This window comes from Mesorhizobium sp. WSM4816 (genome assembly GCF_055811535.1).
On record NZ_JBVVQR010000008.1, the window covers coordinates 140105 to 158642 of the forward strand.

Annotated in this window: 12 protein-coding genes; 8 read left to right on the top strand and 4 right to left on the bottom strand. The window is 60.6% G+C overall.

Annotated features, from left to right (window positions below; genetic code table 11):
- Nucleotides 1-33 precede the first annotated feature (33 nt).
- The 8 genes from AC0L3H_RS12400 to AC0L3H_RS12435 all read left to right on the top strand — a co-directional run bounded on the left by AC0L3H_RS12400 (nt 34) and on the right by AC0L3H_RS12435 (nt 8729).
- Nucleotides 34-1896, top strand: a complete 1863-nt coding sequence (locus tag AC0L3H_RS12400) for an ABC transporter ATP-binding protein (RefSeq protein ID WP_473494370.1) — start codon at nt 34-36, stop codon at nt 1894-1896.
- Nucleotides 1896-3800 (top strand): ABC transporter ATP-binding protein, encoded by a 1905-nt coding sequence (locus AC0L3H_RS12405; RefSeq protein ID WP_473494369.1) that lies wholly within the window; start codon nt 1896-1898, stop codon nt 3798-3800. Before AC0L3H_RS12400 ends, AC0L3H_RS12405 begins: the two co-directional genes overlap by 1 nt.
- Nucleotides 3800-4342 carry an ATP-binding protein gene (locus tag AC0L3H_RS12410; protein ID WP_473585633.1) on the top strand — a complete coding sequence of 181 codons (543 nt, stop codon included), beginning with the start codon at nt 3800-3802 and terminating at the stop codon, nt 4340-4342. The genes AC0L3H_RS12405 and AC0L3H_RS12410 overlap by 1 nt, the downstream gene beginning before the upstream one ends.
- A gap of 286 nt (nt 4343-4628) precedes the next feature.
- Nucleotides 4629-5243 carry a tyrosine-type recombinase/integrase gene (locus AC0L3H_RS12415; RefSeq protein ID WP_473585634.1) on the top strand — a complete coding sequence of 205 codons (615 nt, stop codon included), beginning with the start codon at nt 4629-4631 and terminating at the stop codon, nt 5241-5243.
- 600 nt (nt 5244-5843) lie between these two features.
- Nucleotides 5844-6608 carry a hypothetical protein gene (locus tag AC0L3H_RS12420; protein ID WP_473585635.1) on the top strand — a complete coding sequence of 255 codons (765 nt, stop codon included), beginning with the start codon at nt 5844-5846 and terminating at the stop codon, nt 6606-6608.
- A 383-nt stretch (nt 6609-6991) separates the two neighbouring features.
- Complete coding sequence (locus tag AC0L3H_RS12425) at nt 6992-7426, top strand: hypothetical protein (protein ID WP_473585636.1); 435 nt, start codon at nt 6992-6994, stop codon at nt 7424-7426.
- Nucleotides 7427-7815: 389 nt separating this feature from the next.
- Nucleotides 7816-7947, top strand: coding sequence for a hypothetical protein (locus AC0L3H_RS12430; protein WP_473585637.1), 132 nt, complete (start codon nt 7816-7818; stop codon nt 7945-7947).
- A 98-nt stretch (nt 7948-8045) separates the two neighbouring features.
- Nucleotides 8046-8729 carry a hypothetical protein gene (locus tag AC0L3H_RS12435; protein ID WP_473494365.1) on the top strand — a complete coding sequence of 228 codons (684 nt, stop codon included), beginning with the start codon at nt 8046-8048 and terminating at the stop codon, nt 8727-8729.
- A 22-nt stretch (nt 8730-8751) separates the two neighbouring features.
- Here the strand turns inward: AC0L3H_RS12435 and AC0L3H_RS12440 are convergent, their stop codons facing one another.
- From AC0L3H_RS12440 to AC0L3H_RS12455, 4 genes are read right to left on the bottom strand one after another with little or no spacing between them, the layout of a single operon-like run.
- On the bottom strand, nt 8752-14280 hold the full coding sequence (locus AC0L3H_RS12440) for a DEAD/DEAH box helicase (protein ID WP_473585638.1): 5529 nt from the start codon (nt 14278-14280) through the stop codon (nt 8752-8754).
- Entirely contained in the window at nt 14280-15296 is a 1017-nt protein-coding gene (locus tag AC0L3H_RS12445) for a hypothetical protein (protein WP_473585639.1), read from the bottom strand. The genes AC0L3H_RS12440 and AC0L3H_RS12445 overlap by 1 nt, the downstream gene beginning before the upstream one ends.
- Before the next feature lie 7 nt (nt 15297-15303).
- Complete coding sequence (locus AC0L3H_RS12450; RefSeq protein ID WP_473585640.1) at nt 15304-17208, bottom strand: hypothetical protein; 1905 nt, start codon at nt 17206-17208, stop codon at nt 15304-15306.
- Nucleotides 17205-18470, bottom strand: coding sequence for a hypothetical protein (locus AC0L3H_RS12455; RefSeq protein ID WP_473585678.1), 1266 nt, complete (start codon nt 18468-18470; stop codon nt 17205-17207). Before AC0L3H_RS12455 ends, AC0L3H_RS12450 begins: the two co-directional genes overlap by 4 nt.
- Nucleotides 18471-18538: the final 68 nt, after the last annotated feature.

The following is an 18538-nucleotide window of genomic DNA, read 5'->3' on the forward strand; positions in this document are numbered from 1 at the left end:
TCCGAAGGCGCAAAATTCAGTCGGGGGCACTCGGTGGGCAGTGATGCTGTTGGCACGACCTCTCTCAAATCGTCCGCGCATGTAAAAGCGGCCGGGTGGGGCCGGGGCTTGAGCACGCTACTGCGCATTACGCGCATGAATTTGAGGCACCCGTGGCAGGTCGCGTTAGCTATCGGTTCGACGATGGTAGCCGTAATCCTGCAGTTGCTCATTCCCCAGCTTCTCGGCCGGGCTGTCGACCAGACCCAACTAGCCATCGGGGGCGGTGTCACGGTGACGGCTGCAGAACAAGCCCTCTGGACTCCTGCTCTCCTGCTGCTCGGCGCGAGTATGCTACGCGGCCTCTTTACGATGGCGCAAAACTACTTTGCCGAAGCCGTCGGGCACCACGTCGCGTACGAACTGCGGCTTGCTTGTTACGACAAGGTCCAGCGCCTGAGCTTTTCCTTTCACGACCGGGTGCATTCAGGCGACCTGATCACCCTCGGCATCCTCGATCTCGACGGCGTGCGGATGTATTTTTCCACCGCCCTGGTTAGGTTCTTTCTGCTCACCATGCTAATCGGGATAGGCGCCTGCATGATGATCTCAACCGATCCGGTGCTCGGTTTGATCGCGCTGAGCTTCGTGCCTTTCGTAGCCTGGCGATCGTCGGTCACCCAGCTTAAGCTACGCGCCATCTGGCTCGACCTGCAGGAACGGCTTTCCGTCCTGGGCCGCGTGATGGAGGAAAATCTCGCGGGCATCCGCGTTGTCCGGGCGTTTTCGGCACAGGCTCATGAGATGGCGAAGTTCGACATCGCCTCGACAAACGCGCTCGAACTCGCGCACGAGCAGGTTGACGTGTACGTGCCCAACACGTCGGCAATGACCCTCGCCTTCTTTGTCGCCATGGGGTTGGTCCTCTGGGTCGGTTGCGACAAACTCATCGCCGGCCAGATCAGCGTTGGAACGCTCACGACGTTCCTGACGTTCATGACGATCCTGCAAATGCCCGTCCGCCAAATCGGACTGATGGTCAACGGCTTTGCCCGCGCTTACACTTGCGGTTCGCGCCTCTTCAGTCTGCTCGACCAGGACATCACGATCGGGGATGCTTCGGGTGCAAGACCGCTCGAGATCGGTGAAGGAACTCTGCGCTTCGACAATGTCTCGTTTGCATATCCCGGCACCGGAAACCGCGTCATTCTAAAGAATATTACCTTCTGCGCCCGTAGGGGCGAGACGATCGCGATCGTGGGTCCGCCGGGTTCTGGCAAGTCGACAATTGCTCACCTGATCCCCCGCTTTTACGACGTCACTGGTGGCACCATCATGCTTGACGGGCAGGACATCCGCGGGGTCACCCTCGCATCACTTCGCAAGGCGGTCGCGGTCGTACAGCAGGATGCATTCCTGTTCACAACCACGATCGAGAACAACATCGCTTATGGCGACCCCTGGGCGAAGGAACGGCCGATCGAGCGCGCTAGCGAATCCGCCCAGTTGCACAATTACATTCTCGGCCTCCCCGCTGGCTACAAGACGGTCGTCGGCGAACGTGGCGCCTCTCTCTCTGGCGGCCAGCGTCAGCGTCTCACCATAGCTCGCACGATGATGTTGCGCCCATCAATCGTCGTTTTCGACGACTCAACGGCCGCGATCGACGCCGCCACAGAGCAGCGCATCCGCGCGGCGATAAGGCGTTTCGCCAAGGATAGGGTGACGATCATCATCGCCCACCGGCTGAGTTCACTCAAGCACGCCGACCGGATTCTGTTTGTCGACAACGGCGAGATCGTGGAACGCGGCACCCATCAAGAGCTTTTGGCCAAGCGAGGACGCTATAAAGCCCTTTATGATCTTCAGTTGCGCCCGGGAGATGACATTGCGACCACGTTTGGAGGCGCTCCCTGATGGCCAAGCGGCACGCCAACGAACTCGAAATCGAACCGAATGATAGCGGTAGACGCCCTCCGCGCGCGGTCGTCGGGTCCCATCGCATCGAGGAGGAGATCTTTGGCCGGGCTTTCGACAAGAACATCATTCGCCGCATATGGGCCTTCGTTCGTCCCTACCGAGCCATGGCGGTCGTCTCGCTTGCCGCATTGCTGATTTTCACTGGCACGCAGCTTCTCATCCCGCTGATCATCCGCTACGCGATCGACCACGCCATAACTCCGGCAGGCGCTGATGCCTTCGCCCTGCTTGAGGCCGCCATCGCGTTTGCGCTTGCCATTCTGGTTAATTTCGGCGCCGCCTACGCGCAAGAAACCGTGGTAGGGAAAATGGCCGAGAACGTCCTCTTCGACATCCGCCGCGCCATGTTTGCCCATCTGCAGAAGGTATCGCTCTCCTTCATGGACAAAACCGAGGTAGGACGCCTGATGTCTCGCCTTCAGGGCGACGTCAACTCTATCCACGAATTTCTCGAAAACTCGATCTACTCCGTAGGCGACATTGCGCTTCTCTTCGGCATCATCTTCGTAATGCTGTCGGTCAACTTCAACCTCGGCTTTCTGACGCTCTCGGTCTTGCCGGCCCTGTTGATTATCCGCATCGTGTGGCTGCCGCGTGCCCGCGAGGCCTTCATGGCTGCACAAGAGACCAATTCAGTCGTCAACGGCGCATTGGCCGAAGCGATTCAAGGCGTCCGAACCGTCCAGTCCATGGACCGCCAGTACGTCAACTTCGTATTGTATGACGACAAGGCACATGCCGACCTCACGACCCACCTGACCGCTGCCAAATATGCACAGGTCATGGTCCCGATCATCGATGGCCTCACCGGCCTCGCCATGGCTGTCGTCATTGTGGTCGGTGGCTCCATGATCATGAATGGCCGCGTCGATGTGGGCGTATTGGTTGCCTACATATTCTATATCCAACGCTTCTTTGACCCAATTCGCTCACTTACTCTGCAATATTCCGTCATGCAGCGCGCAATGGCCTCCGGCAAGCGCCTGACCGATGTGCTCGACGTCAGGATCGAGGTCCAGGACAAACCGGATGCCAGGATCCTTGCGCCCGAAATGGACGGCTCGGTCGAGTTCAGGAGCGTCACGTTCGGGTACGATCCCAAACAGCCGGTGCTGAAAAACGTCTCTTTCCGGGTCAATCCCGGCGAGACGGTCGCCTTAGTCGGGCCGACCGGCTCTGGCAAATCGAGCGCGATGGCCCTCGTCCATCGCTTCTATGATATTCAGCAAGGCCAAGTGCTGGTCGGCGGACATGATGTGCGCGATCTCACACAGGAATCGCTCGGCAACCAGATCGCCATGGTGCTGCAGGAGCCGTTTCTGTTCACCGGGACGGTTTTCGAGAACATCCGCTACCGCAAGACGGAAGTCACGCGCGAGAAGGTGATCGAGGCCGCCAAGGTGGTCGGAGCCCACGACTTCATCATGAGCCTTCCCGACAGGTATGAAACTCAACTCGGCGAACGCGGCGGCAATCTTTCTCTCGGCCAGCGCCAGCTTGTCAGTTTCGCCCGCGCTCTCGTCGCCGACGCCAAGATCCTTGTTCTTGACGAGGCCACCGCCAACATCGACAGCTACACGGAAATGCTCATCCAGAAAGCTCTCAGAAAACTCCTGGAAGGCCGCACCGGGCTTGTCATCGCCCACCGTCTCGCCACAATCCGTGGTGCCGATCGCATCATCGTGCTTCAGAACGGCCAGGTTATTGAGACCGGCAACCATGACAAACTGATGGCTATGGGCGGGCTCTATTCCAAACTCTACAATCTGAACTACTCGTCATTCGACGACATTCCCGAAGAGGAAGCCGATCCGACGGGACAAGCCGCCTCTCGTACCTGATGCTCCTCGCGAGCCGTATCGGACCGTCCACTCGTTCAGGGGCAGCGGCGAAAGCGCGGACAGCGATTGCGCTAAATCCCGGACGGCCATGGGAATCTGATCATCGCCGGCAGACCGGAACCGGCAAGTCGTGGCTGGCCGGCGCCTTCGGCCGGCAAGCAGCAGGGCTCGATCGTTTCGGTGCTCTATGTGCGCGTGCCGCCCTGTTCGAGGATTGCGCTCGCCCATCCCGGTGGACGCTTCCCACGCCTTCGATCAGGATCACCCGCTCGCAACTGCTCGTCCTCGATGGCTTCGGAACCCACTCTCTTACCGAGCAACAGCGCTCGCATCTGTTCGAAATCGTCGAGGAACGATATCGCGGCACCGCCCAAGTCCCGGTGGCCAGATGGCACGACCACATCGCACCTTCGCCGACGCCATTCTCGAACGGATCGTGCAAACGCACCCGCACATCGGATCGTGCTCCAGGGCGACAGAATGCGGGAGCAAAAATGCCGCGCCCCTTGACCGGCCGGAAACGGCGAAAGCACCATCCGTGAACGCAAAGGCACCCAAGGACCGTCGCCGCCAAACTGCCCGAGATGGCGAAACACTGTCCGAGAATTTTGCGGAACCCCTGTCCGGCTGTTGCGAAATGCGCATCGATGCCCAATCGGCACAGTTCACCAGGCAATATGGAGCTCCCAAGTTTAGCGTCGAACCGCCTGCTTTGTCCTCACCAAGTTATCTTACCCGAGCCGCACTCCCGTGACCTTTCGGTCGCGATAGCGCTGCCCAAGGCGCTGGACTGGTGACTCTAGGCATCGATATCGGCCTGATGCAGCGGTGCACGGCCTAGCGGTCAAGGTCGAACCAGTTGATCTCGCGCGTATCGCCGTCAAGAGGCTTGGCCTCATTGGCAAAGGGCATGAGTGCGACAGGCGGCCTACTCAGGATGAGCTCGACAGACTAATCGCACATTTCGATGCAAATCCTCGTCAGGTAGCACCCGTTAGCCAGATCATACGTTTCGCCGTCGCGACCGCGATGCGCCAGGAGGAAGTGCGTTGGTCCGACTTGGATTCTCGCACCCGGATGCTTCTCATCCGTGACCGCAAAGATCCTCTGAACAAGAATTGCAACAATCAGCGCATACCATTATTCGCGGCAACCGAATACGATGCGTGGGCCATTGTCGCGGAGCAGCGGGCAAGGCGCAACAACGATGATGATCGAATTTTCCCATTCAATCATAAGTCAGTCGGGACCGCCTTCCGTCGAGGGTGCGCAGAACTGAACATCCACGACCTTCATTTTCATGACTTGCGCCACGACGGGACAAGCCGCCTTTTCGAGGCCGGATTCACGATTGAACAAGCAGCGCTGGTCACGGTCACAAGGATTGGAAGATGTTGCTACGATATACGCATCTCAAGCCGGAAATGCTTCATACGATTATAGCAGCGAGAGCGGCCAAGCGAAGCTGGGCGCACCAGCAAAGTCGTTCATTTTCTGCATTGTAGATGATGAGAACCTCGAAACACCTAAGGTTCGGATGTAGGCAGTGCCTGCTCAGAAGGCTAACATCTGTATAATGGGTTTTGTCATATGCAGAATTGGAGCTGGGGAAATGACTGCGAACGATAGCCGTTTCAACGGAAAGAAGACCTACAAGGCCGGTAGCGCCAGCTCGGCCATCTATGACATTCGCAGCAGCCGCATCCTAGGGCGGGCAGCGCGAGCAAGGCCGTGTACGAAATCCGCGGAAATTCCATCGCCTCCATAGCTCAGTTCGAAAATTCACAAGGCGGTAGCGCAAGCATGGCCGTCTATGAAAATACGCTAAGGGGCGCCGCCCTCGCGCCCGCAAGAAGGCCGAGCCTCGGCTACGCCTGCGGCCGCATCAATCCCTCCTGCAGTTGCAACCCCGGACCTCGCCGGTCAGACATGGGTGCTGGGCACCCCTTTGCCAATAAAAAAGCTCCCGTTCGAGGCATAGGAAGGTAAGGTCGCAGGCCCTCATAGTAATGTGCTAACGCCTATTGGATGGGAGGCACCAGCATGAGGAACTACGCATTATTCCAGATGTGGGGACCCTCACGGGAGTCCCTGATTAACAGCCACCAGTTCTACGTCGAACAGGCCCGCAAACGCGTGCTGTCACAGTTCGAGAACATGGAAGAGGAAGCCGACAAGGCGGCCGAGGACTGGCTGGAGCAAAGCAATGACCGGTTTGATCCCGACCTGCACGATTCAGGGGATTTCTATGAGGCTGCCCGCGACGCCGGCATCCAATTTTATCAACTCTTGAGCGACATGCGCAACCAGACCCGGCTGAGCGTCGTCGCCGGGATGTTCCACGAGTGGGAGAAACAGCTGCGGGACTGGCTGGTGCGGGAAACACGGCGCTGGCACCGAGGCGACACGGCAACCGCGAAAGTCTGGTCAGCGGATTTCGGCAAGATCGCAGACCTCCTGGAGAGTTTCGGCTGGAAGGTCCGGAGCACGGACTACTTCAAGGCGCTCGACGCGTGCCGGCTGGTGGTCAACGTCTACAAGCATGGCGACGGACCATCTCTGAAGGACCTGAAGGCGACGTATCCTGAGTATCTCGACGATCGGCTTAGTGGTTCGGGTTTGCCAGGGACTTTGGACTTGGTGGACTACACGAACCTCAAGGTCAGTGATGACCAGTTTCAGACGTTCTCAGACGCGATTGTCGCGTTCTGGCGAGACGTTCCGGAAAATGTCGTTGGTGGCCAGGAGAAAATGCCTGATTGGTTTGAAAAAGCCATTCTGAGCGATCGCGCGGTCCAACAGTCGTAGGATCGCACTACGCTATTGGGGCACCCGCTGCTGGCGGCAGTAGGGATGGCCGCCGACCATTTCTATGGTGCCACAGGTGCCGGGACCGCAGATGCTAGCTGGACTGTCCGCCTTGCAAGGGGTGCCGTGGACCGTTTTGGGTGGAAAAGGCGACTGCCGACAACGGCCCGCCGACGGGCACTTTCGCGCTCAGCCTCCCTGTCTAACCCTAAAAGCGCGGAAAATTATCGGTAGCTGAATTTTCCGCGCTTTTGGATTCGCGAACGCGAATTTTCCGCGCTTATAAACTGAGCGGAGCTATTTAAATCGCTTGAGGAACCAAACCGTTGCGACAGTATCAGCGAGCGAACGGAGCAGACCGACACCAACATGGAGGCGAAGCAATGGAAAAAACCCTGAAGCGCCGCGTCGGCCGCCCGATTGGCAGCGGCGTCAAGAACGACGATCAGGCCCTTGCCAAGGTCGCCGGTATCTTGCTGGACAATCCAGCCATGAAGGCGACTACGGCCATGAGACGGGTCCTCAGTAGTATGCCCGTTTCACGTCCGGAGACAGACGTGACTTTGATCCGTCGATGGCAGGGCCGTTGGAAGCTGAACGGACAGAAGTTCATTGACGAAGCGGCGGCAACGAGAGCTGCGCGAGCGGCCTCGCGCACGACTTCATCCGGCTCCGGCTCGGCTAGTGAGAACCTTCTGAGGATGGCCAAAGAGACGGCGGGTATTTACAATTTTTTCGGAATGACAGCTGTCCAAAAGGCCGCGGCTGGATATTTCGATACGCCACTCCACGGGGAAGTACACGGTCTCTTGGACTGATTGGCGCATAGGACAGCGCTGGGTCTCCACGAATCGTCCATTCAACGAGAATTGCAGCGCATGACGGAATCCACCGTCATGGGAGCCACGCTGAAGGCTTTGGAGGAGCACAATCGCTACGTTGCCGCGCTAAAAAAATGGGGTTGAGACAGCACACCACCTGAGAAACGGCAATTGACGCCGGCCCGGCGCGCGTCAGGGTCGGCAAGGGCACGATTTCGGTTCGATTGGGACGGAAAAATCTCGGTTTGTAGAATAACTTTCTAAAATGGTCCTTTTGCATTTGACGCCTGCAAGGGTGCCTCATGCTTGCGCCGTAAAACGCAACACGAGCGCAGACGGTTCAGTCTGTCGTTTGAACCTGGAATTTGCTGAAGGCTACCGAACCAATGGACAAGATCACGATCGACTTCTGGGGTTTTGCAATAGCAGCCGAAGGGTTTTACGGCGTCTTGGCCGCGTCCGTGTTGGTCGTGGCGATTGTCATTGTGTTGAAGGTCGGAAGGCGTCGGGGTGCATAGATTCGGCCACGTGCATGGCCCCTCCCCAGCCAAAACAAGTAATCGAGCATCGCCGGTCCTATCCGTGATATTGTGTTGCCAAGTACTGGGAGGTGCAGATGACCGATTCACACAAACCTATCGAGCCGCCACAAGCGCATCCAGGTGGAGCTTTGCTGCGCGGTGCAGCCGAAGGTATTGCGGGACTGATCCCTGGTGCAGACCTTGTGACCAACATTCTTCGGGTCACCCATCCTCCCAAGGAAGAGAAGGAACGAGGTCAATGGGAGAAGGATATCTCTCAACGCACAAATGAGCATAGTGCCAAGTTTGCCAGTTTGGACCGAGCTGTTCGCGAACTAGTCGGCGCCTACATCACGGCCAATACGGTCCATCAACACGCCAGCCAGGCGGGGCAGCTATCTTTCTTCCGATCGGGGATGTTGCGGTCGCTCGAAGCGATTGCTGCTGGTCGAGGCACTCAGCAGGACCAAGAGCGGCTGCGGGAACAGTTGAAAGCCACCGGGCCTGAGGTGAACGATCTTATTCAAGGACTTACCATTGCGCGCGACAGCTTGAGTGAAGATGCTGAAACCCTCGAGTTTTCGCACGGACTCGATGAGATAATTTATGGTCCGTTCGGCAAAGAACCCATCCGTGAGCGCATCGAAGAGGTCACCAGGACTGACCTGTCTGCGTCATATCTGCCCTCTCTAGCCGAACGGATTTGCAACGACATTGAGCAGTTCAACAGGGCAGTTATCGCGCTTGGGCGTTCCGCGCTCAGGGGCGAGGCTGCGTGAGCAAACTCGATCCACTGCCGGACTACTGCTTACCTAGAAGCGCGTTACGCACCATTTGATGTTCGTCCGGCAGGTTGCGCCCGAGGATGAACTCATTGAGCACCATGGTGGATGTCACCGCGGGCAGTTGCCCGAACGAGTGCCCCTGCCATTCCGGCGCCAGCAGCGCCGAGCGCAAGCCAATGGCGACCTGTCGTTCCCGGTGACCTACGACGAGCGGCACTGCGACACCATGGATCTCCGCCGGGCTCCTGCATTCAAAACCCTCCAGTTCGAGCAGCCGTTTGAGGTTGCGCAGCAAACCGGCCTGCGCTGCCGGTGCCTTCTCCTTAGGCAGCGTGCCGTCGAGCGCGTAGCGGAGCAGTTCAGCACCGAGGTTTCGGTCAAGACGTTCCTTGAGGTACTGGTTATGATAGTGCCGCAGGCAACTCTCGCATGACTGCTCGCAGTGGGCGGGGCACTCCTCCAATAGCGTGAGGGTCTGCTGGAGGATTTCCTCGATGTTCCTCGCCGCGAGATCGGCGTAGCCGGCACCACCGGACAAAGTATCGTAAAGGTAGACGTCGAGCAGCAGCGTGTCATCCTCCCGGTTCGGGACGATACGGAACCCAGCACCGAACTCAGAAGGATCGAGATCGATTTGTGGATGCCGGCTGGCTGCAAGGCGCAAGCCTTCGGCAACCGAGTACAGGGCGTCTTCGAGTATCCTCAACTGCAAGGGGTCGCCCGTTTCGGTGACAAGCGGCTGCCTCAGGCTGATACGCAGCAACAGCAAATCGGTGGAGAAGACGTGGCCCAGAAACACGTTTTCATAGGTACCAGAACACTGATGAGCCGGCCTCGGCTTCCCGTACGAGAACTCAATCTTGTAGGGTCGGCTGTGTGACGCGTGCGGCTGCTCGTCAACCGAGGCGCGTCCGCACTGGTTGCAGATCCAGAATCCGCTGCGACCGCCCGACGTCTCCTGTCCCTTGTTGACAGTCACCAACTGGCGGTCAGTGGTGACTACGTACATGACGTTGCGGCCGACGGTTCGCAGACTGGGCAGATCATCCTTACCCACCGGGACGGGAAACTGCGCGGCCGTCGCGTAGGTAATGTCCTGATCGCGATCATCGTCCTTGAGCGCCCTGCCTTCCTCCGGCAGGAAGACCTGGGGCACCACCATGTGGGTGTGTTTCAGGTCGCTTTCGCACACCGGGCAACGCGCCCCGCCCTGTGTAACGTCATTCAAATCCGCAACAAAGCTGCAATTCTCACAGTGCACCAAAGTGTGACGTTCCTCAAAGATCGCCTCGGCACGATTCTCGACGTCGGGCAATGTGTTCGCGACCACCCCGCCGGAGCGATAGGTTTCCTTGTTGATGACAATCAGGCGTCCGGGGGCATATTCGCTCAGTGCCTTGCCAATGGACTGCTGCGGCCGTTCGACGACCTCCATCTTCCACTCGTTGTTGCGCTGAATCAGGCGCTCCACAAGGAAACTCGATAGGTCCGTGGGGAAAGCATAGCTGGGCAGCAAACCCTTGGCGAATAGGAACTCCAGCAGTTCTTGATCAGCGATGGCCTCGCGCTCGGAACGCCGGTCCTCCTCCTCCTCGCCGCCTTCGGCAGCTTTACCTTCACTTGCTGCGGTTGCTGCTGCCATTTCAGCCCGGAAACGGGCGAGAGTCGCCAGCAGGTCCGCGGCCTCTTCGCCGATCCAGGCGTCGATCGTTCGGGGGACGACGCGGAGGTCGTCCGGCAGCCAGTTGCGAATCAGAGGGCGCAACTGGCCGGTTGGCGCAAGAAGCTCCTGACGCACCCACATGTCGAAGCTTGCGATATCGAGCCCCGACATCGGCTCGCCGAGGAAAAAGTCCGTAGCCTTGCCAAGTGCCCGGAACAGGGCAGACGATCCCGCCCCGACGGATACATCGTGGTGGTCCATGTAGTTGTGGAAAAACGTTTGGAAGAGGTAGGCGACGATGTGGCGCCGCGCGATCTTTGGGTTGTCGACCTTGACGTCGGGATTGCGGGGATCGCCAGCGACGATCTGTTCCGGGTTGTTGTAATAGTAGCCGTCGTGAGGGCCATTCTGCGCATAGGTCAGCACGGTTGAAAGCGACGAGCCGCGGCGTCCCGCCCGGCCGGCTCGCTGCTGGTAGTTCTCCCGCTGCGGCGGCACGTTGCGCAGGCCTACCGCAACCAGGGAGCCGATATCGACACCCACTTCCATGGTCGTGGTGCAGCTCAGCACGTCTATCGGCTTGTCTGACTTCGCGATACGGACGTCCTTGAAACGCAGTTCAAATTGTTCGGTGGTCGCGTGCACCCGCGCATTGTCGCGGTTTGACAATTGGGCGGTATGTTCCTCGACTGAAATACTGCGCAGTTGCGCACCGCCTGTCAGCACACGTTCCACCGGCGCACGCCAAAAGCCCTTGCGTGCCCTGATATACTCGCTCTGGGAAGGCGTGACCGATTCCAGGGATCCTGAACCGCAAGCCGCGCAATGACGATGAACAGTCATCGGCAACAGCGCGGTGCAGTCGTTGCAATGATGCCAGGTCATGTCCAGGTCGATGTGAACGATGACCTTGGCGGGATCGATGAAGATCGCGCCGGCGGAGTCAGCCAGCCCCAGTTCGTTCGCGAGCTCCTTCTCGACCAAACCGAGGGTCGCCAGGTCGATCTGCAGGGCGGCGGCCAGCGCGGGCCGGATTCCCCTCGGAAAAGCGCCGTTGCTGCCCCACGCGTTCCTCCAGCGGCCTGCCGCCGACCCGCGGACGTTGCCTTCGATGGTATGGTCAAAGGCGTAGCCGTCCGCCACATGCATCAGCCACGCGGCGGCCAGGCCGGACATGTCTGCGGCGGAAAGCGTTGGAAACAAAGGGGCAGCCACACTAACAAGCTTCGCCAGCGAGCGCCGGGCCGGAAAGAGGCAACCCACCGTCGTGCCGGCCAGCGAGTAATATCGGCCGCACAGTTGCCTGAGGAGAGCCACCCTGTAGCGGCTGGGCGGCGGTCCAGGGTCGAAGTCGGCCAGCAATTCCTCGATAGGTTGGTCTGCATGGTCCTTTTGGAGGCGCTTCACCTGGTCCTCGATCGTCTGCGCGTCCTCCCGGTCAAAGATTGGCAAATTACTGTCGCTCAGAACCTTGAGCACGGCGATGTAAAGACCGCGGTCAGGCCGCGGTTCGCGACCCGCCTGGAGCAGCGCCCGTGTGGCCAGCGCCAACACTTGCCGAAAAATGTCTTGCTCTACCTCCCGCGGAATATCCCGAGCCAACCGGGCCGCCTTCTGCCGGCCGTCCGAAAAGAGGAGGACCTTGCGACCGCCATTAGGATACTCGCGGGTTTCGGTCCGCGAAGCCGGTTGGCTGTCCAACTGCGTCTTCACCAAGTTTGCGAAAGGCGCCTCGCCCTTGGTGGCGTGGTCCATAATAGTGGATGTCTCACTGCGCAGAGTTGGTTCACCGCAGGCACAGCAATTGCCAAATCTTACGCCGTTCTTGACCCAGTCCTGGTTCTGGGTGGGCAGATAGACGCGGATAAAACCTTCTGCCGGCCGCTCGGTGCTGTAATCAAGACGGCCGCTCCGGATGTCGAGCCAGGCGGAAACGCAGTCGAGAAAGCTCGGGGTGGGCGGTTCCATCAGCACTTCCACCTCGACTAGCGGCGGCTGGCGACCTTCACGGAAGGGCCCGGACGGCGTGCTCCAGAGGAAATCAGGTTGCGGTCCATCTGCGTAGCCCCGCAAGTAGGCGGTACCGCACTCACGGTGCGTCAGGAGCTCGAAGACCCGTCCACCGCACTGGCACTGCCGGCGGTGGTGGGTGTGCAGCCTGCCGAGAATCCGGCCAGGTCCCTGATGGCGTGCATGGGAACAGTTCGGATCGACGCAGGCGCATAGCCCCGGCAGGCCGCGAAAGAACATGTGCAGGCGGGTGGGCAAGAGTACGCGGTCGTCCGCTTTGCGGCGCGCAAAGGGGGCCAGCGCAAGCAGGGCCGCTAGTGCGCGAGTACCGTCGGGATGGTGCTCAAACAGTTGCTCCTGCAGGGTATCCAGCGCGAGGGCCTTGCCGGATACAAGCTCGATGAGCCTTTCGAGCACTGGAAAACCGGTAAGGTTGGCAAACAAGTAGTCGGGCAGGTCTTCGGCCGACGTCGGTTCCGACCAGCCCAACCCAGCGGCCAACGCGGCTACCGCGTCTCGCGCAGTCTCTGGATGGGTTGCGTATTGTTCGAAAGCTGCCAAATCAAAAACCGCGAGCACGTCGGTCACGCGGTCGCTAGGCTGGCCGCTGCCGTGGCGCTGTTCACGCGTACCGGTGATAACCGCGAACCCACGCGGCGATTGGCGTGGCAATCCAGTGAGATTGCGCGCGAACTCGTCGATCGCTGCCTCAGCGGCTGTACCCTGCCCCAAGCTGGCGCTGGTCAAGATGAAGCGCACGCGCTCACGTGGCACGTCAAGACGTGCGAGCAAGCGTCTGATCAGCAGAGCAACCTCCGCACCGCCAGCGCCCCGATACATGTGCGCCTCGTCGAGCACCAGAATCAGCTCATTGGCGCTGTCGGCGTGCAGCCACTCCTTCGTCTGCTGGAAAATGGACCGCTCGATTGGCCGCATCAGCATGTATTCGAGCATCGAGTAGTTGGTGATAAGGATATCCGGGCATGCCCGCTGGGTTTCATCGCGAGTCATCATCTCGCGGTCGCCAGGCTGGGTGATCAGACGGCGATCCCAGTGGCGATAGCGCCGTGGTGCACCGCCCTTTGGGTTGGGCTTCAGTTCCTCGTGTTGCTTGCCATAAAACGCGGTCAGGTCCTTTGACGGCCATTGCCCAATCTTGGTAAGGCCTGACACTGTCTCGGGAGTCGCCATCAGGGGCAGGTAAAAGCTCTCGAACAGCGGTTCGATACGCTCGCCGTCGCGCTTGGCCGAGCGCAGTCCTGGATAGGGCGATCGGCCGGTGTAACTGCCAAAGCGCACCGGCCGGGCGCGACCCGTCGAAACAATAGCCGATGCAACCTCGTCGCCGAACAGCCGGCGAATGCGGCCCAGTTGATCATTGACCAGAGCGTTCATCGGATAGAGCAGCAAGGCACGGCAGCCCGGCAGCGCCGCCGTGGCTGGCCGATCGTGTGCCTCTTGCGTCAGTTGGCCGATGATCGGCATCAGAAAGCTCTCGGTCTTTCCCGAGCCGGTACCGGTGGCGACGATGAGATCAGAGCCCGCGAAATACCTCTCAAGGGCTTGCGCCTGATGGACGTAGGGCCGGGGAAACAAGCCGACTTTTGCCGCTGCAAGCTCCGCCAACACCCTTGCCACCGCTGGTGGCAGCTCAAGTTGGTCATAGGGAGCCCCCAGTTCATAAACCGGAGTAGACTCAACAAATGGAGCCTGCGCGACCGCACCGTCCTCCTGCAGCAGCAGCCGCCGCTCTTGGATGAGTGCCTGGTTGCGCACGTGGTATTGCGCCTCAATGTAGCCGCGCAGGCTTGCGCCCAGCCGGCCAACCGTGGCGTGTACTCCGTGCTCGCTCTGCTCGACCCCGTTGCTCATCACACTCCCCCTCTCAGTCTTATCCCAAGCCGCCCAAGCGCATGTGCGACGAACGGCATGGCGCTGACCGGGAAAGCCATGGAGCGGACTGACCGGGGAGTTGGGCCTTCACATTCCCACCCAAGCGCCAGAACGCGGGCCTCCTCCATGGGCAGATCCTTGGCCAGCGTAACCTGCACCAGATCATTGTCCCGCCTGGCATTTAAAGTGCGTGTAGCGCGAAGCGCGTCATCGTAGGCAAAGCGGAACCGACGCGCGTGTCCATGGTCGACGGAAGTTGCGCGCCGCAGTAATAGCCCGCCGGCCGTGGGCTCTAACTCTCCGAGATAGTACGGTCGATTGTAGAGCGACGTTGGCTTTGCCTGCGCCCGGCACAGCCGCAAGGAAACACCGGCAAGTTCAACCTCGCGGGCATTTATCCAGCGTGATCGCGACTGCCGCACGGCTTGGTCCGGAGCGTACACTTCGAGGTGGTCGGCTGGCATTACCGCCTGCTGGAGACGTGGGCGATAGATCTTGAGTGCCTTGCCCATCCAAACGCCGATGGGTTCGGTGCGACCGAGCCAATCATCAAAGCTCTGCACGACCATCTGCGTGGCGCCGGCATTCGCATAGCGCATGACACCTGCCGCGACAAATCCGCCTGACGGGAGAGCGCCCAGCAAGAAGGACAAGCCACCCGATAGTGCAACGGCGCGCGGAGGTGTCGACTTCCAGTAGCCTCCAGGTGACCGCCAAAGGTCGCCCGTTTCCTCAAGCGCCTCCAGCACCTTGTTAGCCAGCGGACGCGCCTCGGCAGGCGCGAGCAAGCCCCCAAGATTCGTTTCGATCATGTCGGTGAGGCGCCCCGTGAACACGCCATGACCATCCCGCGCTCCGTCTGCATCGCATGCAGCGTGGAGGTGCGCCGCAATCAACGCGCGCCGAACCGCCTCTGGGGGGCCTTGAATCGACAAGCCGACCATCGCACTCGCCAACACCTCGGAGGCGGAAAGGAGACGCAATGACAGGGCCATCTCGGTGCTACTCCCTCCTGATACCGGCAACGTCGAGCAGGCGTTGGAGCCGCGTGTCTACATGGTCCTCGCTATCGATCCGCCCGCCATCGAGTTCCTCCTCGATGTCCTCCGGCGCCAACCCAGTCATGCGCCATAACGGCCACAGCCAGCCATAGGAGGTGGATTGGAGCGAGGTAGGCGCGTTTGAAGTACGGAAAGCCTCAAGCATGGACATGAAGGCTGTTGCAGTCCGCTCGATGCGCGGGTTGCGCAACGAACGATCCCGCCGCAAAAGCCTCAGCAGTTCTTCCGTTTGGGCTTTGCCTCTGGAGAGTTGCATCGACAAGGCCTTGGGATCGAGCGACGCCAGCTCCCCTGCGGTGACGGTGGCGTTTGCCTTGGGGAAAATGCTCCAGTCCAGCACATCCGCGTCGAACACCGGTCCCAGTTGGAGATAGAGCGGCTGCTCCGGAAATGTCGAAAGTCCGTCCGCCAGTGTTGCCACCACCAAGACGCCTGCGTCGCTGATCAGGTCTGCGATCGCATCGGCCAGCAGTTCGAAGGGTGCATTGTTGACTCGCTCCAGCACCAGTGCCGCGATCGTGCTATCCTGTTTGCCAAGTGCCCCCACCACATCGGTGTCGAACGTCGTTGCATCCACAAAACCGACCGGCACCCGCGTCCGCACCACATTCTTCCCGGCGAGGGCCATTGCCGTCGCACGGGCCAGCTCTGTCGAGAATGATCCCTTGAGAAACAGCACCCTGCCGGCCACGGCAGCGGCGAGCACTTCCTCCGCAAAGACCGCGGCGCCCGGAGACTTGAGGCCAAGCGCAGCGTAATTCGATGTCAGCAGGGCCGCAGCCTCTGTACCCGTCGCGAGGGCCTTGATCGGGTCCGGCCATTGCTCCAGTGGCACAACCCGCAGCGACGGGGTGGACGCCACGGTTGGTGCGTCGGTCTGCACCGGAGCCGGGCTGGCGTTCTGCGCCAGTTGCCCAAGCCTCTCGGTGATCTCGGCAAGCTGTTGTTCAAGCTCCGTGGTGTGCTTGCCTGCCCGATCCTCGGTGTCGCTCCAGAGCGCCTCGAGGTCGGCCACGTTACGTTCAACGGCCTGCAGACGCCCGTCTGCCGCGGCGCTGACTCTCGCCACCGCCTCGCCATGGGTTTCCAATTCCTTCCGCACAGCCGCCAGTTGGGCAAGCACCGTTTCTAGTGCGCGCGAAGGGACACCCTCTCCGACGACCGGAGCCGGCCGGGCCATGAGACCGGCCACGGTCTCCGCCAATCGCGCCACCTCGCCTGTCAATCTCTCAACGTCGCCCTGCAGGCTGTTCAAGAGTTCCTCGTGGCCCTGCAGACGGTGCGGCAGGACGGACAGCGCCCGGTCTCTCTCCACCGCCATCAGCGGTTTGGCGCTGCTTACCAACCCTTCAAGCGCATCGGTGGTTTCGAAGGGGCTAAATTGGAGTAGCCGCGTAATCGTCTCTGCAGCACAATTGTTGAGAAAGGACTGTTCATGCAGGCTGCGGAAGAGTGCTTCAATCTCCGCTTGTGGCTGGTCCGTGACCACCTGTGGATGGTCTTTTGCAGTTGCATTCTCGATCGCGTCGAGCAACGCGGCGAGACCCTCGACATCCTTCAGGTGCTGTTCCGCCCACGCCCGCCACAGAAAATAATAGGCCAGGTCAGCGTGCTCCTTGTTGGCCTTTGGAGCGCCGCCCTTCTTGAGAAAGTGATAGAGCAGCGCCTGCTTGCGCTTCGGGAGGCTGGCGGCACTATCCTTGCGAAAGCCGTCAACACTAGGCAGCACGCTCAATAGTTCCCGGTTGGTCTTGCTGGTCACTTCGTTGAAGAAGGCCAGCAGTTCGCGGTCACCAAGCGCGCGTAGCCGCTTGACAGCCTGGGGCGTAGGCGACGGCTGGGTCATGTTGCGTGCCTGTTTACGCGAATCCGGGTCACGGCAAGATTGCGGTGAGCCTCAAGCCAACGCGGCGCAATCAGGGCGCGCACTGCGGTCGAAAGCGCCTCGTCGGACTGCGACCTTGAAGCGACCCCCGCCTGTCCAGCGGCGGCGAGAACCCAACGGGCGTGCGCACGGGTGGCTGGCGGCAGGTGCCGGTTCGGCCCGGCCGTGGCCAACCACATATCGAACCACCATCCGCCGAACGGACCCAAGTCCAATACCACGTCGCGTTTAGTGTCACGCAGCGCGTCTTGTAGTTCAGCGAGGGCTTCCGTCGTCACTGTCTCGGTTAGCGAATGGGGTTCCGCGGCGGTGGTCGCGAAGGCGAGTTCGGCCCAATCGACAGTTCCCGCCAGCCGTGACCGAAGGCGCGGAACAAGTCCGCGCGGAACATCGAGGCCAGAAAGGTCGATCGAGCCGGCCCGCACCTGCTCTAGTAGTGGCCGTGCCTCGGCCGTGCTCGCCGAAACCGAGCGTGAACCGAAGGTCAGAAGAGCCCCCCTTGCAGCTCGCACAACAGGTCTGACCAGCACCTCTGGCAATAGCCGCCCCTCGGCCTCCAGTACAGGCGGCTCGGTCGCCGGAAAGCCGCTAACCCGTATGAATTGCCATTGTCCCCGTGCGAGGGGCACGGAGGCATTGTCATCACCGCTGCGTGCGCGCAGCAGGATTGCTTCACCGTGGCCATCGCCTGCATGGATCGCCAAGGTGAGTTCGCCCCTGGTGTCCAGGACAAGGCGCGCCGATGTGTCGATGAGGTGCATGGGCGGTGCCACCACGCCCCACCGGCGCTTGGCCTGTTGCACCGCCAAACCGGTAGCCCGCCTGATCCACTCGGCCAGCCCTTCGTCGGCCACCTGCGGGAGCGTGACCAGCAGGCAGCTCCATTGCTTCAGGTCAGCCAGACGGGAGACTGCGAGTTGCGGCGGCACACTCGCGGCGAGCTCGGCACGCTGCACGAAATAATAGGTAGCGCCCCAGTCCAGGCCGGTTGCCAACGCCTGTCGGCTGCCTCTGCCGGCCGAAAAGACCGTGCTCCGCACGGTATCCAAACCGGGTATCCGCTCCTGCAAGGCGACGCCAAAGGCATTGTCCACGTCCCCGCTGACCCAGGCCACGCGGAACGTCGGGGAGTCAGGGTTAACCGCGTAGGCTCGCGCTCCATCGTGCAGCCGGGCACAGGCTATCTCGACCCGGAACCCGTCGCCACCGCCATCGAAGGTCAACCTGCCCCTCGGGGTGGGCGCGCGGGGAATCTGCACCTCAAGGCCCCAACGGGCCGATACCCTGCCGA